At 54.3% G+C, this 23,288-nt stretch carries 23 protein-coding genes; 19 read left to right on the forward strand and 4 right to left on the reverse strand.

Annotated elements, in window-relative coordinates:
* The first annotated feature begins 10 nt into the window (after positions 1–10).
* The gene (locus tag NSQ46_RS08825) at positions 11–1,600 is read left to right on the forward strand and encodes a glycoside hydrolase family 43 protein (RefSeq protein ID WP_342576656.1); all 1,590 of its coding nucleotides are present in this window, start codon (positions 11–13) and stop codon (positions 1,598–1,600) included.
* Positions 1,601–1,727: 127 nt separating this feature from the next.
* Here the strand turns inward: NSQ46_RS08825 and NSQ46_RS08830 are convergent, their stop codons facing one another.
* Positions 1,728–3,185, reverse strand: a complete 1,458-nt coding sequence (locus NSQ46_RS08830; RefSeq protein WP_007127666.1) for an alpha-L-fucosidase — start codon at positions 3,183–3,185, stop codon at positions 1,728–1,730.
* 382 nt (positions 3,186–3,567) lie between these two features.
* Here NSQ46_RS08830 and NSQ46_RS08835 point away from each other — a divergent pair, with 382 nt between their 5' ends.
* The 10 genes from NSQ46_RS08835 (at position 3,568) to NSQ46_RS08880 (ending at position 9,594) form a co-directional block, all read left to right on the forward strand.
* On the forward strand, positions 3,568–3,855 hold the full coding sequence (locus tag NSQ46_RS08835) for a Dabb family protein (RefSeq protein WP_007127667.1): 288 nt from the start codon (positions 3,568–3,570) through the stop codon (positions 3,853–3,855).
* A 44-nt stretch (positions 3,856–3,899) separates the two neighbouring features.
* Entirely contained in the window at positions 3,900–4,319 is a 420-nt protein-coding gene (locus NSQ46_RS08840) for a HepT-like ribonuclease domain-containing protein (RefSeq protein WP_007127668.1), read from the forward strand.
* A gap of 213 nt (positions 4,320–4,532) precedes the next feature.
* On the forward strand, positions 4,533–4,988 hold the full coding sequence (locus tag NSQ46_RS08845) for a DUF948 domain-containing protein (RefSeq protein WP_007127669.1): 456 nt from the start codon (positions 4,533–4,535) through the stop codon (positions 4,986–4,988).
* A gap of 15 nt (positions 4,989–5,003) precedes the next feature.
* On the forward strand, positions 5,004–5,375 hold the full coding sequence (locus NSQ46_RS08850; RefSeq protein ID WP_007127670.1) for a YtxH domain-containing protein: 372 nt from the start codon (positions 5,004–5,006) through the stop codon (positions 5,373–5,375).
* 365 nt (positions 5,376–5,740) lie between these two features.
* The gene (gene racE / locus NSQ46_RS08855) at positions 5,741–6,547 is read left to right on the forward strand and encodes a glutamate racemase (RefSeq protein ID WP_007127671.1); all 807 of its coding nucleotides are present in this window, start codon (positions 5,741–5,743) and stop codon (positions 6,545–6,547) included.
* Between the two features lie 246 nt (positions 6,548–6,793).
* Complete coding sequence (locus tag NSQ46_RS08860) at positions 6,794–7,996, forward strand: M14 family zinc carboxypeptidase (protein WP_342576657.1); 1,203 nt, start codon at positions 6,794–6,796, stop codon at positions 7,994–7,996.
* A 236-nt stretch (positions 7,997–8,232) separates the two neighbouring features.
* Positions 8,233–8,502 carry a hypothetical protein gene (locus tag NSQ46_RS08865; protein ID WP_007127673.1) on the forward strand — a complete coding sequence of 90 codons (270 nt, stop codon included), beginning with the start codon at positions 8,233–8,235 and terminating at the stop codon, positions 8,500–8,502.
* Positions 8,503–8,650: 148 nt separating this feature from the next.
* Positions 8,651–8,953: a hypothetical protein gene (locus tag NSQ46_RS08870; RefSeq protein ID WP_007127674.1), complete on the forward strand. Its 303-nt coding sequence runs from the start codon at positions 8,651–8,653 to the stop codon at positions 8,951–8,953.
* A gap of 27 nt (positions 8,954–8,980) precedes the next feature.
* Complete coding sequence (locus NSQ46_RS08875; RefSeq protein WP_007127675.1) at positions 8,981–9,202, forward strand: DUF1450 domain-containing protein; 222 nt, start codon at positions 8,981–8,983, stop codon at positions 9,200–9,202.
* Positions 9,203–9,327: 125 nt separating this feature from the next.
* A complete protein-coding gene (locus NSQ46_RS08880; RefSeq protein ID WP_007127676.1) occupies positions 9,328–9,594 on the forward strand; it encodes a hypothetical protein in 267 nt (88 codons plus the stop codon).
* A 188-nt stretch (positions 9,595–9,782) separates the two neighbouring features.
* On the opposite strand, the gene NSQ46_RS08885 is transcribed toward NSQ46_RS08880, so the two are convergent.
* Positions 9,783–11,798 carry an LTA synthase family protein gene (locus NSQ46_RS08885; RefSeq protein ID WP_342576658.1) on the reverse strand — a complete coding sequence of 672 codons (2,016 nt, stop codon included), beginning with the start codon at positions 11,796–11,798 and terminating at the stop codon, positions 9,783–9,785.
* Between the two features lie 166 nt (positions 11,799–11,964).
* Positions 11,965–13,119 carry a class I SAM-dependent RNA methyltransferase gene (locus NSQ46_RS08890; protein WP_028405170.1) on the reverse strand — a complete coding sequence of 385 codons (1,155 nt, stop codon included), beginning with the start codon at positions 13,117–13,119 and terminating at the stop codon, positions 11,965–11,967.
* Positions 13,120–13,286: 167 nt separating this feature from the next.
* On the opposite strand from NSQ46_RS08890, the gene NSQ46_RS08895 reads away from it, so the two are divergent.
* Positions 13,287–13,919, forward strand: coding sequence for an O-methyltransferase (locus tag NSQ46_RS08895; RefSeq protein ID WP_251537759.1), 633 nt, complete (start codon positions 13,287–13,289; stop codon positions 13,917–13,919).
* 78 nt (positions 13,920–13,997) lie between these two features.
* Here NSQ46_RS08895 and NSQ46_RS08900 read toward each other — a convergent pair whose 3' ends face one another.
* Positions 13,998–15,209, reverse strand: coding sequence for an MFS transporter (locus NSQ46_RS08900; protein WP_034273196.1), 1,212 nt, complete (start codon positions 15,207–15,209; stop codon positions 13,998–14,000).
* Positions 15,210–15,482: 273 nt separating this feature from the next.
* Between NSQ46_RS08900 and hemE the strand changes: the two genes are divergently transcribed.
* The 7 genes from hemE to NSQ46_RS08935 all read left to right on the forward strand — a co-directional run bounded on the left by hemE (position 15,483) and on the right by NSQ46_RS08935 (position 23,272).
* Positions 15,483–16,541 carry a uroporphyrinogen decarboxylase gene (hemE, locus tag NSQ46_RS08905; RefSeq protein WP_210095051.1) on the forward strand — a complete coding sequence of 353 codons (1,059 nt, stop codon included), beginning with the start codon at positions 15,483–15,485 and terminating at the stop codon, positions 16,539–16,541.
* A gap of 35 nt (positions 16,542–16,576) precedes the next feature.
* Positions 16,577–17,518, forward strand: coding sequence for a ferrochelatase (gene hemH, locus NSQ46_RS08910; RefSeq protein ID WP_210095052.1), 942 nt, complete (start codon positions 16,577–16,579; stop codon positions 17,516–17,518).
* Positions 17,519–17,665: 147 nt separating this feature from the next.
* Positions 17,666–18,958, forward strand: a complete 1,293-nt coding sequence (locus tag NSQ46_RS08915) for a CapA family protein (RefSeq protein ID WP_210095053.1) — start codon at positions 17,666–17,668, stop codon at positions 18,956–18,958.
* Between the two features lie 29 nt (positions 18,959–18,987).
* Positions 18,988–19,761 (forward strand): glycerophosphodiester phosphodiesterase family protein, encoded by a 774-nt coding sequence (locus NSQ46_RS08920; RefSeq protein WP_341032717.1) that lies wholly within the window; start codon positions 18,988–18,990, stop codon positions 19,759–19,761.
* A 4-nt stretch (positions 19,762–19,765) separates the two neighbouring features.
* Positions 19,766–20,389, forward strand: coding sequence for a fumarylacetoacetate hydrolase family protein (locus tag NSQ46_RS08925; RefSeq protein ID WP_210095055.1), 624 nt, complete (start codon positions 19,766–19,768; stop codon positions 20,387–20,389).
* A gap of 32 nt (positions 20,390–20,421) precedes the next feature.
* Positions 20,422–21,231, forward strand: coding sequence for a DUF92 domain-containing protein (locus NSQ46_RS08930; protein WP_341032718.1), 810 nt, complete (start codon positions 20,422–20,424; stop codon positions 21,229–21,231).
* A 64-nt stretch (positions 21,232–21,295) separates the two neighbouring features.
* Entirely contained in the window at positions 21,296–23,272 is a 1,977-nt protein-coding gene (locus NSQ46_RS08935) for an ABC-F family ATP-binding cassette domain-containing protein (protein WP_341032719.1), read from the forward strand.
* The last annotated feature ends 16 nt before the right edge of the window (positions 23,273–23,288 follow it).

Genomic DNA, 23,288 nt, shown 5'->3' on the forward strand with positions numbered 1-23,288 from the left:
GGTTGCTTAAATGAATATGATCACGAACCCCATTCTTCGCGGTTTTCATCCCGATCCGTCCATATGCCGGGCAGGGGAAGATTATTATATCGCCACATCCACCTTCGAATGGTTCCCGGGCGTACGGATTCACCATTCCCGGGACCTGGTTCATTGGAAGCCGATACAATCTCCGCTGACCCGGACATCGCAGCTGCATATGGAAGGCAACATCGATTCCGGAGGCGTATGGGCTCCCTGCCTCAGCTATGACAACGGCGTGTTTTACCTGATCTACACGGATGTCAAAAGCCGGGTCGGCGCTTTTAAAGATACCCATAATTACCTTGTGACGGCGACGGATATCGAAGGCCCGTGGTCTGAGCCGGTGTATTTGAACAGCAGCGGGTTCGATCCTTCCTTATTTCACGATGAGGACGGACGCAAGTGGCTGGTCAATATGATTTGGGATCACCGTAAAGGAAAGAACCGGTTCTCGGGCATCGTGCTCCAGGAATTTTCCGTTCAGGAACACAAACTGACCGGGCCCGCCGTTAACATATTCAAGGGCACGGAATTAGGGCTGACGGAAGCGCCGCATCTGTACAAATATAAGGGGTATTATTATCTGCTCACGGCTGAAGGGGGAACCGGTTATGAACATGCGGTGACGGTAGCGCGATCCCGTACGTTACAAGGTCCCTATGAGGTCGATCCTGCCAATCCGATCCTTACTTCATACGGCAGGCCGGATTTAAAGCTGCAGAAGGCCGGTCACGGCAGCCTCGTCGAGACGCACAGCGGTGAATGGTACATGGCCCACCTGGTCGGCCGGCCTGTCAATGGACAGTTTTGCACACTTGGCCGTGAGACGGCTCTGCAGCAATGTGTTTGGAGCGAGGACGGCTGGCTGCGGCTTGCGAGCGGTGACCGATATCCCGAGGTTCAGGTGCCTGCACCAAAAATCAAGCCGCATCCTTTTGAACCGGCACCGGAGATGGACCACTTTGATCAAGCCATGCTCCGGAGCGATTGGAATACGCTTCGTATTCCGCCGGATCCGACGTGGCTGAGCCTTACGGAACGTCCCGGTTACTTGCGCCTGCGCGGCATGGAGTCGATGAGCTCGACGCACAGGCAGAGCATGGTCGCCCGAAGACTGCAGGCTTTTGCGTGTGAAGCCGAAACTTGTCTGGAGTTTGCACCGGACCATCCGCAGCAAATGGCAGGGCTGATTCTGTATTACGACACGAAAGACTATCTTTATTTACGGGTAACTTATCATGAAGAAAAAGGACAGTGCCTGGGAATCATTCAGTCCAGATACGGGGGTTACGATGAGCTGCTGGAGGATATTCCGCTGAAATCGGTGAACGGAATCCGGTTAAAGGTTGTGGTCGATCATGACCGTGCCTGCTTCTACTATGCGTTACAGGACGATCCGTCCTGGTATCCCGCAGGCGGATGGTTCGATATCACGCATCTGTCCGATGAATCTCCCAAATATATCCGGTTTACGGGAACCTACATCGGTCTTTGCGTGCAGGATCTTGGCGGGACCCGGAAGCACGCTGATTTTGATTACTTTGTATACAAAGAGACGAACAGCACGACGATTTAAGCCGATACTGATATGCCCCCCTAGTATGGCATGGCTTTTCAAATTGATGGAAGAAAAAAAGAGTTCCTCGCCTCTTGTCTAGGCAGTTTTGACAAGAAGGCGGGGAAGGTTTGTCCGTTCGCCCATATCATTCGATTTCGATTTGAAAAACGACCGGTACCGAACTTTTGACGGTTACGGTTTGTATCGACAAGGCTTCATCGTTTCGATCCCATGTCGGCTTCTCATCGAACCCGAGCACACGAATATCCCGGATGATGCCATGATAGTGGGGGGAACGCTCTTTCAACGAGCGGATGCGGACGATGCCATCCTCAGGATAAGCCAAAACCGTTGCATACAGATAACATCCTTTCATTGTGAAACGGATATCTTCGCTTGTGAAGTCTGTGGCCGTTCCGTCCGTGAATTGACCTTCTTTAATTTCCGTAGGCCCTTCACCGAATGTTTTCCAAAACGTTGTCCCGTATATCGCTTCTCCATTGACCTGCAGCCAATCTCCGATGGCAATGAGAATATCTCGGTCCTCGGCGGGGATCGTTCCATCTGCTTTGGGCCCAATATTGAGCAGCAAACTGCCGTTTTTGCTCACGATATCAACCAGATTCTGAATGATTTCGACTGGCGATTTGTATTCATTATCGGGCGTATAGCACCAGGAGTTCCTCGCAACGGCTGTATCGGTTTGCCAAAAGTACGGCTTCAGTTCCGCAAATTGGCCTCTCTCTACATCAGGGACGGCCGTGCCAAACATATAAGCGTCGTGCTTGTAATTGATGGCAACCGGGTATCCCCATTCGTCGCCCTTATTATAATAATAGGCTGCGAATTTCTTCAGGTACGGTTTAAAAGCGCTGGTCTGAATCCACCAGTCGAAATAAAAAACTTTAGGGCGGAAACGGTCGACCAGCTCGCAGCACCGGAGCAGCCAGTCCTCCAAAAATTCATGACTCGGAGGCGAGCCTGCCAGATCTTGATGATCCGGCTCCGGCATTGACGGCCAATAGAAGTCGCCGCGTGCAAGCGGTTCCCGGATATCCGAATCGAAATCCTTGCCGTGAGACAAGAAGAACCAATGCTCCGCACGGTGAGAAGAGACGCACAGCTCCAGTCCCTGGCGTTCGAAAGCGGTTTTCATTTCAGCGAGAAGATCCCGGCCTGGCCCCATCTCATAGGCGTTAAACCGGGAGAGTCCGCTTTTGTACATTTGGAAACCATCATGATGTTCGGCAACGGGCATTACATATCTGGCCCCGCTGCGTCTGAATAAATCGGCCCATTCTTCCGCGTCAAACCTCTCAGCCTTGAACATCGGAATGAAATCCTTGTACCCGAACTGTTTGTGTTCTCCGTAAGTAGCAATATGATGCTCATATTCCTCTGAATTTTGAATGTACATATTGCGTGGATACCACTCGTTTTTAAAAGCGGGTACGGAGTATACACCCCAGTGGATGAAGATACCGAATTTGGCATCTCTGTACCATTCGGGAACACGAAATGCTCCAAGAGACCCCCAATCGTCTTTGAATCGCCCTCTCGCAATCGTCCCGTCGATCACTTGCAAATATTCATTTCTATCCATGAAGTACAATCCTCCTTTTCGGTTCATGTTCTCTTATGATAGCGCTATCGTAGAAAGGAAAGAATGGATAATACTCATCTCATCGTGGATTTTATTAACCTGTTACGGCCGGAGAGGTCCATTTATATTAGGATCATTCATATGTGGTTCAACAGCGTCAAAACGGTGGGTTGACTATGCCTACAACGAGGGCATATAGCCGACAGTGGCTTTGGCGGGGACTGGCTCGGGCGGGGGCGGCAGGCGTATGGATTGCCCAATGTCGGCCGGTGAGGCCAGGCTGCGGCTTCGAACCACTGCATGAGAGCGATTTCCTTTTCCGCACGAACGGGGTATGATAGAAGTGGGAATTTTACATAGCGAAGAGATGGAGGAACCAATCGTGATTAAACATATTGTGTTTTTTAAATTAAAGGAGCCAACAGCCGAAAATATTGAACGGACGGTACAAGTGCTGCGTGATATGGAAGGGAAAATACCGATGCTGAGATCGATCGAGGCCGGTGCCGATGTCATCCGTTCGGAGCGCTCGTACGATCTGGCTCTCATCGTTGAAGTCGATTCGCTTGAGGATCTGCAGGCTTACGCGGTTCATCCGGTCCATCAGGAAGTGATCCGTTACATTAATACCGTCAAGGATCATACGCTCAGCGTTGACTTTGAAGTGTAGCCCGTTGTTTGATAATCATTTAACAGCTCTGGAGGAGATTGACCGTGTATTATGTAAATCAGGAACAAATTGAACGGCGGCTTGAGGCTATTCCCGAGATTGCGGAGGGACTCAGGAAAGCAGCGCAGTCATGGGACGGCGGACTTGTGCTGGGAATGATGCAGGAACGGGCCCTTCATCTGGCGATCGAGGTCGTGACCGATGTCGGAAGCTATCTGATCGACGGCTTTATTATGCGGGATGCAAGCAGCTACGAGGATATTATGGATATCGTCCACGAGGAGAAGGTCTTTCCTCAAGACGTGCACGCCGTGCTGCTGGAGCTGGTTAGGCTCCGCAAGCCGCTGGTTCAGGAATATTACGATTGGGACAGGCATTCGCTGCATCCGTTAACGGCGAAGCTGCCGGATACTTTGGAGCGGTTCGCGGCGCATGTTCGCGAGTATTTGAAGAATGAGCTTTAAGCGAGGAGAAGGATTCTAACCGTGCAGCGCGGCTTGGCGACGCATTTGTAAAACATCCGGCCCGGGATATCCCGGGCCTTTTTCGTGTTAGACAGGCCCTCTACAGAACCTCCCGAGAAAAATGTAAAAAGCTGTGTCAATACAAGCCCATCCTGCTTATAATGCATCAAGCGACTAGGCATTCGCCCGGTCGGATGAAAGGAGGAGTTCCCTATGACGGAGTGGAGCGCGCTTGCGGCTGCTGTTGGAATTATGATCGTTGCCGGCGCAGCGATCGTGATGATGCTGTCCCTTCGCAAGCTGCTGCAGCATACGGAAGCCGTTCTTGCCAAGCTGGAGCAGGATAGCTCGCAGCTGGCGCAGGAAGCCTCGCAAGTGTTGAAGCAGGCCTCCGTATCGATGGAGATGGTACAGCGGCAGCTGGCAGCGGGCGAAGCCTTAACTGCTTCGCTGAACGATGCAGCTTCGGCCATTGCCAAGACGGCGGATGCCGTTCATGCCGTAGGGAAGAAGGCTTCGATAACGGCGATTGAGCATCTGGAACGGGCGCGCCTCGATAATGAAAGGCATATCGGGGAGATGTTTCGATGGATTGATGCCGGCATGACCTTATGGCACTCATGGAGCAGATACTCTTCCGCCAAATCCGGCGAGGGGCAGGCCAAATAGAAGGGATGGGATTGTATGAACGATAAGAGCAAAGGACTCCTGTGGGGCGTATTGATCGGCAGCGTTGCAGGCTCCGTGACGGCGCTTCTTCTCGCACCGAAATCCGGAAAAGAGCTTCGGGGCGATATTGCCGAAGGCGCCCGCGGCATCGGGAGCAAGGTGCAGGAGGCAGCCGAGAAGGTTGGGGAGCAGGGCTTGAATCTGGTCGGCATTATGACCGATCGCGCTGAAAACGTGATCTCTGACATTCAGGCATGGCGCGGCCGGAAAGAATCCTGGCTGGAGGAGGAAGACATCGTTCAAGTGTCGTCTTTCAGCGATGATGAGGCTGAGGAGGAAGAGCAGTTTATCAGCTTCATTCCGGAGTCCAAAGATCCGCAAGCATAATCGCTGCGAGGTTCGCGGCCACCATATCGAACATAGGCGAAAGCCGGGACTGCTATAGATGCGGGCCCGGCTTTTACTATTGCATTTCGCAGCAGGAAGAAGGAATTTGGTCAGTGTTAACGTTGAAAATCCGAGCAAGCTAGTAAGCGTAGCTTTCAGATCGGCGAATTGGCGTCAAGGGGATTTAGGAGGCTTTCCGTGAGTGTCATCCATAGTTCATCTGTGGTCTTCCAGCGCTTGTCTAATCCTGGCGCACCTTGTTGAAGATAGGGGGGAATTGGGGTAAGATTTAGGTACATTTCGAACCGAAATGACATATGGTATCACGTAAACCATGAATATGATGAGAAGGAAGCGGTGGGTTCGTGCAGCAAGCAATCGCAATACTAGACTCAGGTGTGGGTGGGCTGACCGTCGCTAAGGAAGTGATGAGACAGCTCCCGAGAGAGAAGATTATTTATTTCGGAGATACTGCCCGCGCACCCTACGGACCCCGTACACCGGAAGAAGTCCGTTTATTTACGGAACAGATTGTAGATTATCTAATCCAATATGATCCCAAAATGATTGTCATCGCCTGCAATACGGCTACGGCGGCGGCGCTCGATTATATTTCCTCCAAGGTGCCGGTGCCTGTCATCGGTGTCATTCATCCGGGCGCGCGAGCCGCGATCAGTGCAACGAAAACCGGCCGTGTCGGTGTGATCGGCACCGTCGGGACGATCGGAAGCGGAGCATATACGGCGGCTCTGAAGCAGCTGTCCCCCTATGTGGAGGTTGAGAGCCGGGCTTGCCCGGATCTCGTTCCGCTGGTGGAACACGGATTATTCCGATCCAAAGATTCGCTGCAGGTTGTCGAAGAATCACTGAATGGAATGAAAGACTCATCCATTGATTGTCTGATCCTTGGCTGTACGCATTATCCATTCCTGATGGATCCCATCCAGACCGTTATGGGGCAGGATGTGAAGCTAATCAGTTCGGCTGACGAGACGGCGCGCGAGGTCAGCACGATTCTGTACGACAAGGGACAGCTCGCCAGCAATGACGAGAGTCCGGTCCATCAGTTTTTTTGCACCGGAGATCCGGTGATCTTCCAGAGCATCGCTAAGGAATGGCTGGGGGATCATATTAAGCGGACGCCGGTGGTATGGCAGATTACGAAGCTATAATTCACGAATCATCATCGAGCGAAAAGGACGAAAGGAGCGGGCCGGCAGGGAAGAAATCCCTGCCGGCCCGTTTTGTGACCTGCCCCTAACGGTGTATGGGATAGGGATCGCGTATGGTTAACGAGTCCGGCGGATCAAGCGTCCGTATCATCCGCCGGTTCAAAGGCACATGATGGACAAACCGCAAATCATATATATGGAGTGGACGATAATCGAAGCGGCTCTGGCCGCGGAAAGGAATCCACTATGCAGCAGTATGTCGTTCAGAAAGGCGATACTTTAAGACGCGTCGCGGCACGCAACGGCCTGGCGCTGGAACAGCTGTTAACGGCGAATCCATGGGCGGCCCAGCAGCCTTATTTGAAAAAGGGGCAATTGTTGTATCTCCCTTCCTCATTGCGCCGGAGGTACATCATTCAAGAGGGGGACACGCTGGAGCGCATCGGCGCTGCCTTCCGGTTATCCGTAGGCGCTTTGATCGACCTGAATCCCGGGTTAACGGATCACAGCCTGCCTCCTGGCAAGACAATGGTTCTGCCGGCTCCGTCATCCGCGCATCTGATCAGGCTGGCGGGCGAGTACGGCCCGAATGAGCTTGAGCGCGATATTCAAGAAATGCGCATAAGGTATCCGGCCCTAAAGTGGACGGTGATCGGCACAAGCGTTCTCGGCAAACCGATCCATGCCGCTTCCATCGGCGTCGGCCCGAAGGCGCTTCATATGAATGCGGCCCTGCATGCCAATGAATGGATTACCGCCCCGTGTCTGTTGCGGTTTGCAGAGGATTACGCCAAGGCGCTGTCCGGAAGCACGCGCATTTATGGAGGGGACCCGGAAGCATGGTATACGGAATATACGCTATGGATCGTGCCCATGGCGAATCCGGACGGCGTGGAGCTGGTGCAGGAGGGGGTAACCCCGGACCATCCTTATTACGACCGGCTGCTTGATTGGAATTATGGGCGTGAGGATTTTCGCCGCTGGAAGGCCAACATCCGCGGAGTCGACCTCGGCGATCAGTTTCCCGCGCACTGGGAAGAAGAGGTGGAGCGCAGAGGGAAAACGGGGCCATGCCCGCAGGATTATGCCGGGACCGCTCCGCTGTGTGAGCCGGAGGCTAGAGCCTTATACGAGCATACCCTGGACATATCCCCTGTAAGGGCGGTTTCCCTGCACAGCCAGGGGAAGGAGATCTATTGGAATTACAGGGATTATGAGCCGCCTGAGACCGAAGACTGGGCAAGGATTTTGGGCAAGGCAGCGGGCTACCGCCCGGTCAAGCTGCAGGGCAGCGATGCCGGGTATAAAGATTGGTTCATTCAGCATTATCGGAGACCCGGCTTTACCGTTGAGATCGGGCTTGGCGTAAATCCGCTCCCGCTGGAGGATTTTGAAGATTTATGCGTTGAGGCAGGCTCCATTGCCGCCGCGTTCATGTCACTGAAATAACGTTGGGATTTGAAACGGAAGCGATGCCGAGCTCGTATATCCTTTAGGAGCAGCCGCTGCATGGAATCTCCTGCAGCGGTCTTGTTATTTTTCGCCACGGCTTATGGCTTAAGACCCGGCCAAACGGAAGGCTGAAGAACATGGTATAGAATAAACCGTCTCATAAACCGGAAGGCTGTAATTTGAAGATTGGGTAATGATAATCATAACTGCGGCTCGAATGGAGGGATAGCATCATGAAATGGAGAAGATTATGGTCGCTGCGGCGCTGGTCGCATGTATTTCAGCGTATTTTCGGTTATATCGCCTCCTCCGAGGTTTCACTGCCGGACAAGCTCTTGTTTCTGGTTCCGGTCATACTCTACTGGGTGCTCCCGGATCTGATGCCTCTGCTGCCGATCGACGATATCGGCTTTACGATGCTGCTGATGAACTGGTTCGTTTCACGCGTCGAACGAAAGTATCCCCAATTGCTGCAGGACAAGCAGCGGCGAACGGTGAAATAAGGCTGCTTAAGCTTTGCATATCCAGAGGAAATGGCCTGGTCCTACCGTACGGGAGGGAATTGCCTCATTACCCTGCTCTTGCGCATATTCCTCACTATGGTCTACAATAAACTATTGAATGCATCATCTTAGAGGAGATGAACGAATAGTGAAATGTAAAATCACCCGCAATGCGGCCAAGGTTATAAAGCGTGAAATGGCGAAGGAAGAGAATGCAGGAAAGCTGCTTCGGGTTATCGTGACCCATGCGCACGGCGATCATGCCCACTACGGGCTTGATTTCGATACGCCGAAGGAGAACGACGAAGTGGTTGCGACCGATAAAGAGATTGATGTGATTCTGGAAAAGGGGCAGCCGTTCCTTGACGGCGTCAAGATTGATTATCTCTACTTTCCACAGGAAGGCTTCGAAATCACGAATCCGTCCAAAGGCAATCACGGCGACCACTAGGTTGCTGCAGTAAAGAAGGTATGAAACATGGCAAATGATATAAGAGTCTGCGAGAAATGCAAGCATACGAGACTGAAGACCCTTATCCCGAAAATCAAGAAAATGGCGCCTGACGCCGAGATCAAAATTGGATGCAAATCTTACTGCGGACCGTGCGGCAAACGTGCATTCATTTATATCAACGGCCGATATGTCAGCGCGCCGACGGAGGATGAAGTGCTCGCCAAGGCGCAGCCGTTCGTCAAGTAGATTCAAGGCGAGCATAATTTAACGGCTTTACCCTGACAATTCCCTTATGAAGGGTATAGTTCCTGCCTTGTCCATCCATGCTAAGAAGGCAACAGGAACCTGAACTTCAGAAGGGAGCAACCAACATGAACAGCCACGATTCCAGTCTTCATTCCAACAATCCCAGCAATAGCGCTCTGGATTCCGTAGAAAAGCTGCACCGTGCCGTATCCTCGGCAATGTCGCATCCTACGGAGCAGCTGATCCGACAGGCTGAGAATTCCCTCTCCCACACGGAGCGGGCGGTTTCTCAGGTGATGGAGCAGGGAAGTCCGAACGCCGTAGAATTGGCGGAAGAGCTGTTAGGCGAGGAGAAGGAACGTCTGTCCAAGCTTCGTTCAAGCAAGAAATAGGTATGAATCCTGTGCAAGCCCGCTATTCGAGCATTAAAGCTCTATAGCGGGCTTTTTTGTATTGTGCGGCCCAATCATCCGGCCCGTTTAGCGATGCGTACCCGATCGGCCGACATCCAGGTCATTTTCCACAAAATAAAGCCCCTGTATCCACTTGGCTGCCCAAATGGACGAACAGGAGCTATTGATCAAGGTTTTGAGATTGCAGAAGAACTCGAAGCTTTAAATTGACGGAGCAAATCATACATGATCACCTGATCCGACACCTGCAGCATTTCCTGCGTTTCCTCATATCCCTGGCTGCAGGCCTGAATATCGGTCGGCTGACGGCTAGCCAGATCATAGCAGGTGCCGCCCTGAAGTCCGGCGGCCTCGGATGGCAGATAGAACACCTTCCCGTCGGAAAATGCCCCGGTGCGCAGCGGAATCAGCCGCTCTTCGTCTCCGAATAGATGCCCGCCGATCCAATAAGGATCTGCCGCTATCCCAAGCAGGTGGAGAATCGAAGGCGCCACATTCATCATGCCGGAGGGTTCCGGATACACGCCCGCACTGCCGCCGTCCGGCAAATGAATGAGGAGCGGTACTTGATTCATGATCTGCTCCATATCGAGCGGACTTAGCTCGCGTCCCAAAAATTTCTCGTAGTCCTCTTTTTCCTTAATGGAGTTGTCATGGTCCCCATAGATTAACAGGATGGTGTCATCCCACAGCCCCTGCTCCTTCATCTGCTCGACGAGCTCGCCGAACGCAGCGTCAACGTAATGAATCGACTGAAGATAATCCCCCAGAATCGATCCCTCGAGTCCGCCGATGTCCAGCTTGCGTTCCGCTTCGGGGAGATGATACGGATGATGGCTTGACAGGGTGATAAGAAACGAATAGAACGGCTGCTTGATATTCTTCATATAATCGAGCGACTGGTCGAATAAGGCTTTATCGCTCAGGGACCAGCCCAGCACATCGTTCATCACGAAATCTTTCTTGCTGTAAAAATGGTCGTATTTCATCTCGCGGTACATCGTCGTCCGGTTCCAGAAGCTTGCGTCATAGGAGTGAAAGACGTTGGCGGAATAGCCCTGGTCCTTCAATATTTCCGGAAGGGTATCGAAATCCCGGTCCGCGTAGCGGGTAAATACGGAGCCCGTCGGCAGCGGCAGCAGCGAGCTGTGCGTGACGAAGTCGGCGTCGGAGGTCCGTCCCTGTCCGGTCTGATGATAAAAATTGCTGAAATATAAACTCTCCTTCATCAGTTTATTGAGATTCGGCGTAATTTCCTGACCGTTCACGGATTGTCCGATCACGAAGTTCATCAAGGCCTCCGTTTGAACCATGATGACATTGCTGTCTTTATACTTCCCGAACAACCCGCCTGCATTCGGCTGGGTGGACCTACTGGCCACAAACCATTCCCGAATCCGCTCGATCTCCGTCCCGGCGAGCTTCGGCTGGCTGATGACATGATCCCGGCTGTAGCGATACAGATCATAGCCATGAAAGCCGATCAATCCGGTAACGTTATACAGCGTAATATTCCACCAGTTGCCTTCGAAGAGGCCGACCGCCCACGTATCCGACGCCCGTTTAATGGGAAGCAAGGTCATGCCAAGACCCAGGATAAGAGCGAGCGACCCGGATACGAGACGAAGGATAAGCCTTCTTCTTCGCTCCTGCCGAAGCTCCCCTGCAAACGATAGTCCGCGTGCCGCACCGGATCCATTTTTACGCAGCAGCATGATGACAGTGAACGGGATCATGACCAGCCAATCGATTATAAAGAGCAGATCTCCCGCGTCTGTCAGGGACCGGATGCTGTCGCCCAGCGAGCTGACCTGGCCGGCTTGAAGCAGCACCGGCACCGTTATGAAATCGTCGAAATAGCGGTAGTATACGAGGTCTGCATAGAGGATGCCGGTCCACAGCATGTTTAACAGCGTCAAGGAGACGAGCCTTGCCTTAGGGGGAAGCCACAGGGTCCAGAACGAGACGAGAAGCAGCGAGCCGACCGCAATGACATAGTCCGCCTGATCGAGCTTGATCAAGGTCAGCCGGAGCCTGTCGTCGAACAGAACCAGCTTGTACATCATGAGTATGAGAAAGATCCAAAATGCCGTGAATCTGTAGTGTAAAATACGGGCGACCCGACTTCGCAGGCCACGCCTGGCGTGAAATGATAGCAATGTTAGATTCCCTCCTTCTAGCATCGGGAGTTCCCCGATTCGAGCCGGTGTTATCGATGATTACATTTATAACATAAATGAGGCGCAAACTCATATGTCCCCCAAGAGGATGCAAGCTCTCGAAAGAGCAAAAAGCCGCCCTGCAGGCGGCTCTGGCGTGATAGGCGTGATATAAAGCCTTGCTCCAGCTTTACGATTGTTCAGGCGCAGGCTTACGCGGAGGTAACGGGCCTAAGTACTGATAGTACTGGCATTCGATCCGGCCGTTATACAGCTTGCGACGCTTGTCCGCCTTGCGGCCGAAATAATGCTCGAACTGCTTGGTCGGGCTGAGCGCGAAGAAGGACCATGTCGGCAGCGCCCCGGTCATCGTGCCCAATTGGCGGATCAGCCGCTCTACCTCCGGCTTATCGCTCAAGCGCTCGCCATACGGAGGGTTCGTGATGATGCAGCCGAATTCTCCTTCAGGCAGCGCTTTGGCGGCAGGGAGAATCTTAAAGTCGATCTCACCGGCAAGTCCGGCGCTTTTGGCTGCCGCCTTGGCCACTTCGATCGCCTTCGGATCGATATCGCTTCCCGCGATGTGAAGCGGGATGTCGTCGGTTACGGCATCGAACGCTTCTTCTCGCGCCTCCTCCCACAGCTTATCCCCGATGATATCCCAGTGCTCGGAAGGGAATGAGCGGCGCAGACCCGGCGCGATATTCCAAGCCTGCATAGCGGCTTCAATCAATATGGTACCGGAGCCGCAGCACGGATCATACAGCGGACGGTGGGGACCCCAGCGGCTGATCTGCAGGAGGGCGGACGCCATCGTTTCCTTCAGGGGCGCCTCGGTCACGAGCTTGCGGTATCCGCGTTTATGCAGAGCCGGTCCCGTCGTATCGAGCGTTAATAAAGCGCGGTCTTTCAGCAGCGACACTTCGATGACGTACCGGGGACCGTCTTCGGGAAACCACTCGGTACGATGCGACAGCTTTAGCTTCTCCACGATCGCCTTCTTGACGATCCCTTGGCAGGCCGGAACGCTGCTCAGCTGGGATTTATGGGAGCGTCCTTCGACCGGAAATTCCCCGCGCGCGGGAATCCACTGCTCCCAAGGGAGCGCTTTGGTCCCCTCAAAGAGCTCGTCAAAGGTCATCGCTTTGAATTCGCCCATTTTCACCAAAATGCGGTCGGATGTCCGGAGCCACAGATTGCAGCGGCAAATATCGATCAGGTCGCCGGAGAAGGTCACTCTTCCGTTCTCTACTTCCATATCGGTATATCCGAGCTCCTTCAATTCCCGGGCGACAATAGCTTCAAGGCCCATAGGGGCGGTTGCGATCAATTGTAATCGAGGCATTAACGGTGTCAACTCCATTTAACATGTGTACGGCGCTTCACGCCGCCGGTTCAATCTTTATAGTATAGGCGATTGCATTCGCCAAGACAATTGTCTTATGATAGACCTCGTTAGGTTTAACGGATCATTTTAAGGCTTAAAGCCTGAAACAAAGGAGGCGGCATCACTTGCTGACGACCCCTGACGATTATGTTAATCAATTATATCCCGAAGATGACGAGCTCAAGCAGGTACTGCAAGCCATTAGGGAAAATGGGATGCCCGAGGTATCCGTAGCACCCGCTTACGGCAGGCTGCTGACACTGCTCGTGCAGACTTCAGACGCGCGCAGCATACTGGAGATCGGCGCCCTCGGCGGCTACAGCGGAATCTGCCTCTGCCGGGGTCTTCCGGCTGATGGCAAGCTCACCTCGCTCGAATTGAAGGAGGAGTATGCGCAGCTGGCCGGCCGCCATCTGGAGAAGGCGGGCTTTAAGGATCGGGTGGAATACCGGATCGGTCCTGCGGCGGACAGTCTGGCCGAGCTGAAGCGGGAAGGGAAGACGTTTGATTTTTTCTTCATCGATGCCGATAAAGAGAATTACCCGCTGTACCTGGATTATGCCATCGAGCTGGCGAATCCGGGAGCGCTGATCGCAGGAGATAACTGCTTCCTGCGCGGAAGAACGCTGAATTCGGATAAGAACGGTCCATCGGTGCAGGCCGTACGCCGGTTTAATGAACGAATCGCGACGGATGACCGGCTTGTGAGCACGCTGCTCCCTGCTTACGACGGGCTGATTCTGGCACGAGTAAAGTGAATGTACCCACAAAAAGGGAGATCCCGGACGTAGGCCGCCGGGATCTCCCTTTTTGTGTATGGGTTCTTATGTGTGCCGCTACCGGAATTTCGGAGCAGGCTTGCTCGCAAACAGCTTCCTTCTTACCCACAGCATATTGATGATCAGCAGGCAGCCGGAGGTGATGAACAATCCCTCGATCCCGATAAACCCGGCTAAAAAACCGCCGATGACGGCGCCCAGCATATTGCCGAGCGCGAGCGAGCTTGTGTTGAAGCCGAATGAACGGCTCTCCATACCGTCCGGCGTGTACGAGCGGATCAGCGCATTGACGCTCGGCAGGAGTCCGCCCATAAAGACGCCCATCATGAACCGCACCAGGATCAGCTGCCACACGGACTGTACGAATGCCTGCGGGATCAAGGTGAGCCCGGTGCCGATCAAGGCATACGTCAATATCCGATGTGCACCGACCTTGTCGCTTAGCCTTCCGAGGATCGGTGAGGCGATCATGTTGGAGAGGCCGGTTACCGCAACGACGAAGCCGGCCCATATCGCGATATCCTCGGCCGTGCCGTGAAGCTTCTGGACGTACAGCGGCAAGAGCGACATCGGACTGATCATTGCGAACTGCAGCAGAAACGTAACGGCGAACAGTGACGGAAGCTGCGGAATATGGCTGAGCTCCTTCAGGCCGCCGATAACCGAGACCTGAGGCGTGTGAGCGGCTTCCTCCCGGTCGAATTTTTCCTTAACCAGAAACAAGGCAAGCAGCGAAGCGGCAAATATCAGACCGCCTGTAATGAAGAAGATCGGACGGTATCCGACCCAGTTGGCCATGACGCCGCCGATCAAGGGGCCAAGGATCGTTCCGGCAACTTGTCCGGATTGCATGATGCCCATGGCAAAGCCCATCCGGTTCTTCGGCGTGGTGCCCGATACAAGCGATATCGCCGCCGGGTTGAAGCCGGAAATCGTCCCGTTCAGCAGACGCAAGGCAAGCAGATGCCATGGATGGGTGGCAAATCCCATACAGCCGATAACGATCGCCATGCCGAACCCCGAACGAAGCAGCATCAGCTTGCGGCCGTACTTGTCGGCCACCTTCCCCCAGATCGGTTGAAAAATAAATGAGGTCAGGAAGTTGGCTGCGAATATGAGTCCTGCCCATACTCCAATTTCCCGTTCCCCCGTGACATGGAGGTCCTGCGCCAAATACAGTGTCAGGAACGGGGTGATCATCGTCATCCCGGAGTTGACCAAAAACTGCCCGAACCAAAGCACAATGAGATTGATTTTCCAACGGTTCAATGTGCTCACTCACTTCCTTTCTAAGCTGTCCAGCCCGAAGTGATCCGGGCCCTCAAATTATGCATACCCTAAAAAATGCCGTTCTTTCAGTATAACACATCTGAAAAGCGCCAAATGTTGACAATGTCATAAGATTGTCATCTGATTTTCATAGGATGTCCATGTAAGACGGTTGTTACTTACTTTTAAAAAGGGCATAATGAACATTAGGAAACTTTATACACATTGATGAACTATGATGAACTATGATGAACTATTGATGGGGGCCTAATCATGACCTACAACGATCAATTTATCCGCGCATGCCGCAAGCAGGATATCAGCCATGTTCCTGTATGGTACATGCGGCAGGCCGGGCGCTATGACCCGGAGTACCGAAAGATTAAAGAGAAATACTCCCTTCTGGAAATTTGCAGCCAGCCCGAGCTTGCGGCTGAAGTGACGCTGATGCCGGTACGGAAGCTCGGTGTCGATGCGGCGATTCTATATTCCGACATCATGAATCCGGTTGCTTCGATCGGGGTCGACTTCGATATTGTGAAAAATATCGGGCCCGTTATCGATCAACCGATACGTACAGCAGCCGATGTCGAAAAGCTCCGCCCGATTGATGTGGAGGGCGATCTTGGACATGTGCTGGAAACGATCCGAATCTTGGACAGAGAGCTGGAGGTGCCGCTCATTACGTTTGCGGGCGCGCCGTTTACGATCGCCAGCTATTTGATCGAAGGAAGACCTTCGAAAAATTATCTGCGGACGAAAGAGCTCATGTACAGCGAGCCGAAGGTATGGTTCTCCTTGATGGACAAGCTCGGCGATATGGTCATCGCTTATCTGAGAGCGCATGTGAGCAATGGCGGCAAGGCGTTCCAGCTGTTCGACAGCTGGGTCGGCGCGCTGTCTCCTCAGGATTTCCGCACCTTCGTCCTGCCGACGATCGAACGGATTTTTGCGGAGCTGGCGGATTTGAACGTGCCTAAAATTTATTTTCCGGGCGTCAGCTCCGGAGAGCTGCTGCCGACCCTGACGGAACTCCGGGCCGACGTCATCGGCCTCGACTGGAGAGTGTCCATTAGCGAAGGGCGCCGCCGCTTGGGCGGTAAATATGCCGTTCAAGGCAACCTCGATCCGACCGTGCTCACCGGTCCGATGCCGCTGATTCAGCAGTATGCGAAAGAAATTATCGATCAAGGGATTCAAGAGCCCGGCTTTGTGTTTAACCTGGGGCATGGACTGTTTCCGGAAGCTTCGCTGGAGAAGCTGCGCGAGCTAACCTCCTACATCCATGAATACTCGGCGCAGGCATTAAAGACCGCCGCACAGCGAGCTTAGAGAACGAATACTTAATAGCTAGAGGTGAGAAGGTTATGAAGAATAAAATTGGCGTGTTGGTCATGTCCTACGGAACGCCGGAAAGCATGGAAGGAATCGAAAGCTATTATACCCATATCCGCCGGGGAAATAAGCCTTCCGAGGAGCAGCTGCGCGAGCTGACGGAACGCTATGAGGCCATCGTGGGAGGCGTGTTCCCGCTCCGCGAGAATACCGACCGGCAGGTCCGTACGCTGCAGGACACGCTGAACGTGGACCCCCGCGCGACGGATGTCGAATTCGTTTGCTATCAGGGACTGAAGCATGCAGCTCCGTATATTGAAGACGGCGTGGAGAAGATGGTGCAGGACGGGATTACGAAAGCGGTCGGAATCGTCCTTGCGCCCCATTATTCTACGATGAGCATCGGCTCTTACGTGAAGCGGGCGAAGGCGAAAGCCGACGAGCTTGGACTCGACATTTCGTTCGTGGAAAGCTATCATCTGCATCCGAAGCTGATCGAGGCATTTGCGGACCGGGTATCGGCGAAGCTGAACCAGTTCGAGGAAGCTGGAGCGAACCGGGATAGCGTGCGCGTGCTGTTCAGCGCTCACAGCCTTCCGGAACGGATTCTCTCCATGGGCGATCCTTACCAGGATCAATTGCTGGAGACATCGAAGGCTGTAGCGGAGAAGGCCGGCGTGAAGCATTGGCAGTTCACTTGGCAAAGCGCGGGACGGACGGCGGAGCCGTGGCTAGGCCCGGACATTCTGGATACGCTCCAGACGCTGAATAAAGAGGAGCAGGTCGAGGATGTGCTTGTCGCTCCTGTCGGCTTCGTCTCGGACCATCTCGAGGTGCTTTATGACCTGGATATTGAGGCGAAGAGCATCGCCAAAGAAATGGATATGCGGCTTGAGCGGATCGACTCGTTGAACAGTGATCCGCTGTATATGGAAGCGCTCAGCGATTCCATCATTACCCTTCTGAACCTGTAAACGCACACGCCTAGCGTTTATACGAACCGGATCATGTCAAGGCAGAACCCCCCGTTAACCGGGGGGTTCTATTCTTTATAGGGATGCTGGTATAATGGGAGAAGCGACCTAATGCGAAGATCTCATCAGTGAATGAAGGAGTGCCCTATGCATCTGTCACGATCGGAGAAAAGCAAGGCCAAGAAGAAGGCCCGTAAGCAGCGGAGCGGACAGGTATGGTTAATCCTTAACCTTTGCCTGATTATGATGATCGCTGCTCTGCTGATCTATTATTTTAAGTTTAAGCAGCACGACCCGGCCGCGGGAACGGCCTACCCGGATCAGGCGGGCATCGGCATGGAAGGCGGCAGGGAAGCGGACCCGGGATCCGGGAAGGGCGCTGGCTCCGGCTCGTTCGATACCGGCGAATTGGAAGATCCCGATCCGGAGATTCCGGTTGCTGAAATAGAGGAAGTGCGGGATTCCGGCGAGGAGGAGCGGGTCGTTCTGCATTTTGCCGGGGATAGTTTATTCTCGGGCAAAGTGGAGAACGCCCTTAAGCAGCATGGCTATGATTATCCGTACCGGCATCTCGGCACGGCGTTTCTGGACGATGATCTGACCGTCTTAAACCTGGAGACTCCGGTGACAACGCGAGGCGTAGCCGCCGCGAATAAACAATTCGTGTTCAAGTCATCGCCGGATGTGCTGCCTGCGCTGCGGGCTGCCGGGGTCGAGGCCGTAAATCTGGCCAATAACCACATCCTGGACCAGGGTCAGGATGGGCTGCTCGATACGCTCAAGCACCTGGACGACCACGAGATACGCTACGTAGGGGCCGGCAGGAATGAAAAAGAGGCCTTTGCGGCACAGTATTTCGAGCTTAAAGGAATGACGGTGGCACTTCTCGGCTTCAGCCGCGTGCTGCCCGAAACGACTTGGTATGCGCTGGAGAACCGGCCCGGGGTCGCCGGTGCTTATGATCATGTTTTGCCGAAAGCGGTTGAAGCTATCGCCGCGGCAAGGCAGAAGGCCGATCTCGTCATCGTGATTCCGCATTGGGGTCAGGAGCTGCATAAGACGCCGGATGCGAACCAGATCAATCTGTCCCGCGCCTTCATCGAAGCCGGCGCAGACCTGATCATCGGCGGACACCCGCATGTGCTGCAGGGACTGGAGCAATATAAAGGAAAATGGATTGCGTACAGCACGGGCAATTTTATTTTTACCAAATCCTCCAATGCCGATACGTGGAAGACCGCGGTCTTTCAAGCTTCCTGCAATAAGCAGGGTGCATGTGACATCAAGCTGACGCCATACCGGACGGAAATCGGACAGGTCATTCCGCTCGAAGGCAAGGAGGCAGAGGCCGTGCTGAAGGAAGTCCAGTCCCGATCGATCGGCGGCGTTACCGTTACGCCTCGAGGGGAGGTAATCCCGGGAACGGCCAAGGAAATCTAAGCTACCAGTTACACCAAGGAGGTGCCATCATGAACAATTTATGCGTGGCCCATCGCGGCTTCTCCGGCAAAGCTCCCGAAAATACGCGCGCAGCCATTCAGATGGCGATGGATGAGCCATTCGTGCATTGGATGGAAATCGACGTGCAGCTGACCCGGGACGGCGTTCCCGTCGTCATCCACGATTTCAGCGTGGATCGGACCACAACCGGGCGCGGGAAGGTAAAGGACCTGACCTGGCAGGAAATTCGGAGAATGGATGCAGGCCAGTGGAAAGGACGCCAGTTCAAGGGAGAGCAGGTTCCTTCGCTGGACGAAGTGCTGCAGATGGTCAAGGGACGGCTGAAGCTGAACATTGAACTCAAGACAAGCGGCGATATGTACCCGGGCTTGGAGGAGGCCGTTCTGGAGCGGATTCGCGCATACCATATGCTGCCGGATGTGGTGCTTACCTCCTTTGAGCCGAAGGCGCTCATCAAAGCGAAGGAATTGGAGCCTGAAGTTCGAACCGGACTTATTATCGATGCGCATCCCCGGAATTTGATATCCCGGCTTAAGCAAATGAAATGTTCGTTTTTATCAATCGGGTACTCCCATCTGGATGCGGCCTTTGCAGCCGAGCTGGTGCGGAACGGGATCACGCCGATGGCCTGGACCGTGGATGATGCCAAGAGCATGCGGACACTGGCCAAGATGAGCCCGGACATTATGATCTGTACGAACCGCCCCGATACGTGGGGGCAGATTTTTATTCAGAAAATTGCGCCCAAAGTTCCGTTCTGGCGACGAAAATGGAGGTTCTAATACCATGTGTGCATTAGTGAGTAACGTATATTGTGTCGGACGCAATTATCAGCTGCATGCGGCAGAGCTCGGCAATGCCGTTCCGGAGGAGCCGATGATATTCCTCAAGCCTTCCCATGCTGTCGTTCCTTTGGACGGCAGCGTGCTGCAGCTGCCGCTGGACCGGGGCAGTCTTCATTTCGAAGGGGAGTTGGTCATCCAGGCAGCCCGGGATTACGAGCCGGGGATGAGCGTTGACGAGCTGGTCGATACGATGGCGCTCGGCATTGATTTTACGCTAAGGGACGTGCAGTCCGTTATTAAAGAAAAGGGACACCCTTGGACCGCGGCGAAAGCCTTCAAATCGTCCGCTCCGCTGACAGCATCCATCGCCTTTCCCGGCACGGAGTCGCTTGCGGATACGGACTTTACGGTGATCAAGAACGGGGAAGAGGTACAGCGGGGGAATGTGAAGGATATGATTTTCTCCCTTCAGACGATTGTCGACTATATCGGTAAGCATTATGGCTTGGGTAAAGGAGATTTGATCTTTACGGGAACGCCGGCGGGTGTCGGTCCGACTGTATCCGGTGATGTATTTGAGTTGTACTGGGGCGATGTCCGTCTGGGCCGCTGCGAAATCGGTTAAGCATTACGCGATAGAGGTGGAGGGGTCCTGGAATGGATTGGTTGATCGGTGCCGTCTGTGCGGCGATGGTGTCCGCAGCGGCTTACCGGAGACGATCGCTCTCGGAATCCGGCGCGGCCGCCGCGATTCTGATGGGTACGATTTATTACGGAGCGGGGAACTTGTTTTGGTTCGGGACCCTGCTTCTTTTTTTCATCACCTCGACGCTGTTGACGAGGTACGGAAAGAGAAGGAAGGCAGAGCTGGAGAAATCCTATGCGAAGACCGGACGCCGCGATGCGGGGCAGGTGTTCGCCAATGGGGGCATCGGCATGATCCTGTGCCTGCTGCATGCTATTCAACCCTCCGAGCTTTGGGTGATGCTGTACATCGGCGTCATGGCAACGGTAACGGCGGATACGTGGGCAACGGAGCTGGGAAGTCTAAGCCGCAAGCAGCCCCGCTCCATTCTTGGCGGCAGGAAGCTGACAGCCGGCGAATCGGGCGGCATAACCTGGCTCGGATCCAGTGCGGCCGGGGCGGGAAGCCTGCTGATCGGAGCCGGAGGGTGGCTGCTGGCTGAATGGAGCGGGATGGATCCCTCCTTTCTGCCTTACCTGGCGGCAGGACTGACCGGAGGGCTGGTCGGTGCGTTTGCGGATTCGATCCTAGGAGCATCTCTTCAAGTTATGTACCGCTGCCAAGTTTGCGGCAGAGCGGTTGAGGTCTCCCGGCATTGCGGCAAGGCAACCGTCTATCATCGGGGCTTCCGCTGGCTTTCCAATGATGCGGTTAACCTGATCAGCTCGCTGCTCGGAGGGGCCGCGGCTTACGGGACGGCGCTTCTATTTACGATTTATTGAATTACTGACGGCTAAAGAGCGAAGCGAACACCGAAATTTATATACAGAAGTAGGGATCAGAAGAATGAATATCTTGACCGTTGAACAGTTGACGAAGAGCTATGGAGAGAAAATCCTGTTTCAGGATGCCTCCTTCGGTATGGAGGATGGGGATAAGATCGGCATCATTGGCGTAAACGGCACGGGAAAGTCCACCTTTCTGCGGGTTATCGCCGGCCTGGAGCCGCCGGATTCGGGTAAAATATCGATCGGCGGACGCATTCGGGTGCGCTATCTTGCCCAAAATCCGGAATTTGCTCCCGATAACACGGTGCTGCAGCAAGTATTTGAAGGCGAGCTGCCGGAGATGAAGGCGATCCGGGAATATACGGAAACGATGGAGCTGCTGGAGCTCCACCCGCATGATGAGGCGCTTCAGCAGAAGCTGCTGAAGCTGAGCCAGCAGATGGACAATCTTCAGGCCTGGCAGCTGGAGAGCGACGCCAAGATCATTCTGTCCAAACTCGGAATCCGGAATTATGATGCCAAGATGGGGACGCTGTCCGGCGGGCAGCGGAAGCGGGTCGCTTTGGCCGCCGCATTGATTCAGCCCTCGAATTTGCTCATCTTGGACGAGCCCACCAACCATATCGATAATGAATCGGTCGCCTGGCTGGAGCAGTATTTGCAAAAACGCCGGGGCGCGCTCCTCATGATTACGCATGACCGGTACTTCCTTGACCGCGTGGCCAACGTGATGCTGGAGCTGGACCACGGACGCCTATTCCGGTACGAGGCCAACTATAGCCGGTTTCTTGAATTGAAGGCAGAGCGGGAAGAGCGGGAAGCGGCATCCGAGCAGAAGCGGCAAAACTTGCTTCGAAATGAGCTTGCCTGGATCCGCCGCGGCGCGAAGGCCCGGACGACGAAGCAGAAGGCGAGAATTGAGCGGTTTGAGAAGCTCAAGGAGCAGGAGCCGGTCCACAGCTCGGGCGAGCTGGACGTCTCGGTTGCCTCGACGCGGCTCGGGCGCAAGATTTTGGAGATCGAAGGGCTTCGGAAAACGGTCGGCGACAAGGTTCTTGTTGACGATCTGTCCTATATTGCCGTTCCTGAGGACCGGATCGGGATCGTCGGTCCTAACGGCAGCGGCAAATCGACCCTGCTGAATCTCATCGCAGGCCGGCTTGAGCCGGATTCCGGGAATATCGTGATGGGTCCGACGGTGAAGCTCGGTTATTTCACCCAGGAGCATCAGGAGATGGACGGAAGCCAGCGGGTGATCGAATATATTAAAGATGAGGCGGAGGTCGTCCGGACAGCAGACGGCTCTGCGATTACGGCAGCCCAGATGCTTGAGCGCTTCCTGTTCCCTCCGGCGATGCAGTGGACGCCGATTGCAAGGCTGTCGGGCGGCGAGAAACGCAGATTATATTTGCTGCGGGTGCTGATGAGCGCTCCGAATGTGCTGCTGCTCGACGAACCGACGAATGATCTGGACATCCAGACGCTGTCGGTCCTGGAACAGTACTTGGATGAGTTCCCCGGGGTTGTTATCGTCGTGTCTCACGATCGTTTCTTCTTGGACCGTACCGTCGATAAAATCATGGCTTTCGAAGGCCAAGGACGTGTGCGTGTGCACGTAGGCTCATACAGCGAGTATGCGGAATGGATGCTGCGCAATGGTGGGGAAGCTTCCGGATCCGGAGCAGCAGGAAGCCGAGATAGCGCCGGTACAGGAGCAGCAGGAAGCCCATCGGGGGAAGGGAGGGCGGCAGGCTGCGGAAACGGCAGCCCGGCGAAGGAAGCGCCTCGTGAAAAGCTCAGGTTCAGCTACAACGAGCAGCGGGAGTTTGAACAGATCGATGGTTTGATCGAGGCAGCCGAGAATAAGCTCGCCGCTGTCCAGACCGAGATGGAAGCCGCCGGAAGCGATGCTGCGAGGCTCCAGGAGCTGCTTCAGGCACAGGAGGCATGCGAGCAGGAGCTGGAGCGGCTGATGGAGCGCTGGACGTATTTGAACGAGCTGGCGGAGAAGATAGAGCAGAGCAAGAAGTCGTAACTCGCCGTTCGATGAA

The organism is Paenibacillus sp. FSL M8-0142, from assembly GCF_038597315.1.
In the GTDB taxonomy this organism is placed as follows: Bacteria; Bacillota; Bacilli; order Paenibacillales; family Paenibacillaceae; genus Paenibacillus_AQ; species Paenibacillus_AQ lactis.

Excerpts from the sequence above, each read along its gene's own strand:
- NSQ46_RS08925 (WP_210095055.1), top strand. The coding sequence starts at position 19,766 with ATGTGTGCATTAGTGAGTAACGTATATTGTGTCGGACGCAATTATCAG.
- NSQ46_RS08930 (WP_341032718.1), top strand. The coding sequence starts at position 20,422 with ATGGATTGGTTGATCGGTGCCGTCTGTGCGGCGATGGTGTCCGCAGCG.
- hemH (WP_210095052.1), top strand. The coding sequence starts at position 16,577 with ATGAAGAATAAAATTGGCGTGTTGGTCATGTCCTACGGAACGCCGGAA.
- NSQ46_RS08935 (WP_341032719.1), top strand. The coding sequence starts at position 21,296 with ATGAATATCTTGACCGTTGAACAGTTGACGAAGAGCTATGGAGAGAAA.
- NSQ46_RS08875 (WP_007127675.1), top strand. The coding sequence starts at position 8,981 with ATGGCAAATGATATAAGAGTCTGCGAGAAATGCAAGCATACGAGACTG.
- NSQ46_RS08915 (WP_210095053.1), top strand. The coding sequence starts at position 17,666 with ATGCATCTGTCACGATCGGAGAAAAGCAAGGCCAAGAAGAAGGCCCGT.
- NSQ46_RS08850 (WP_007127670.1), top strand. The coding sequence starts at position 5,004 with ATGAACGATAAGAGCAAAGGACTCCTGTGGGGCGTATTGATCGGCAGC.
- NSQ46_RS08865 (WP_007127673.1), top strand. The coding sequence starts at position 8,233 with ATGAAATGGAGAAGATTATGGTCGCTGCGGCGCTGGTCGCATGTATTT.
- NSQ46_RS08890 (WP_028405170.1), bottom strand. The coding sequence starts at position 13,119 with ATGCCTCGATTACAATTGATCGCAACCGCCCCTATGGGCCTTGAAGCT.
- NSQ46_RS08830 (WP_007127666.1), bottom strand. The coding sequence starts at position 3,185 with ATGGATAGAAATGAATATTTGCAAGTGATCGACGGGACGATTGCGAGA.
- NSQ46_RS08845 (WP_007127669.1), top strand. The coding sequence starts at position 4,533 with ATGACGGAGTGGAGCGCGCTTGCGGCTGCTGTTGGAATTATGATCGTT.
- hemE (WP_210095051.1), top strand. The coding sequence starts at position 15,483 with ATGACCTACAACGATCAATTTATCCGCGCATGCCGCAAGCAGGATATC.
- NSQ46_RS08920 (WP_341032717.1), top strand. The coding sequence starts at position 18,988 with ATGAACAATTTATGCGTGGCCCATCGCGGCTTCTCCGGCAAAGCTCCC.
- NSQ46_RS08880 (WP_007127676.1), top strand. The coding sequence starts at position 9,328 with ATGAACAGCCACGATTCCAGTCTTCATTCCAACAATCCCAGCAATAGC.
- NSQ46_RS08825 (WP_342576656.1), top strand. The coding sequence starts at position 11 with ATGAATATGATCACGAACCCCATTCTTCGCGGTTTTCATCCCGATCCG.
- NSQ46_RS08860 (WP_342576657.1), top strand. The coding sequence starts at position 6,794 with ATGCAGCAGTATGTCGTTCAGAAAGGCGATACTTTAAGACGCGTCGCG.
- NSQ46_RS08885 (WP_342576658.1), bottom strand. The coding sequence starts at position 11,798 with ATGCTAGAAGGAGGGAATCTAACATTGCTATCATTTCACGCCAGGCGT.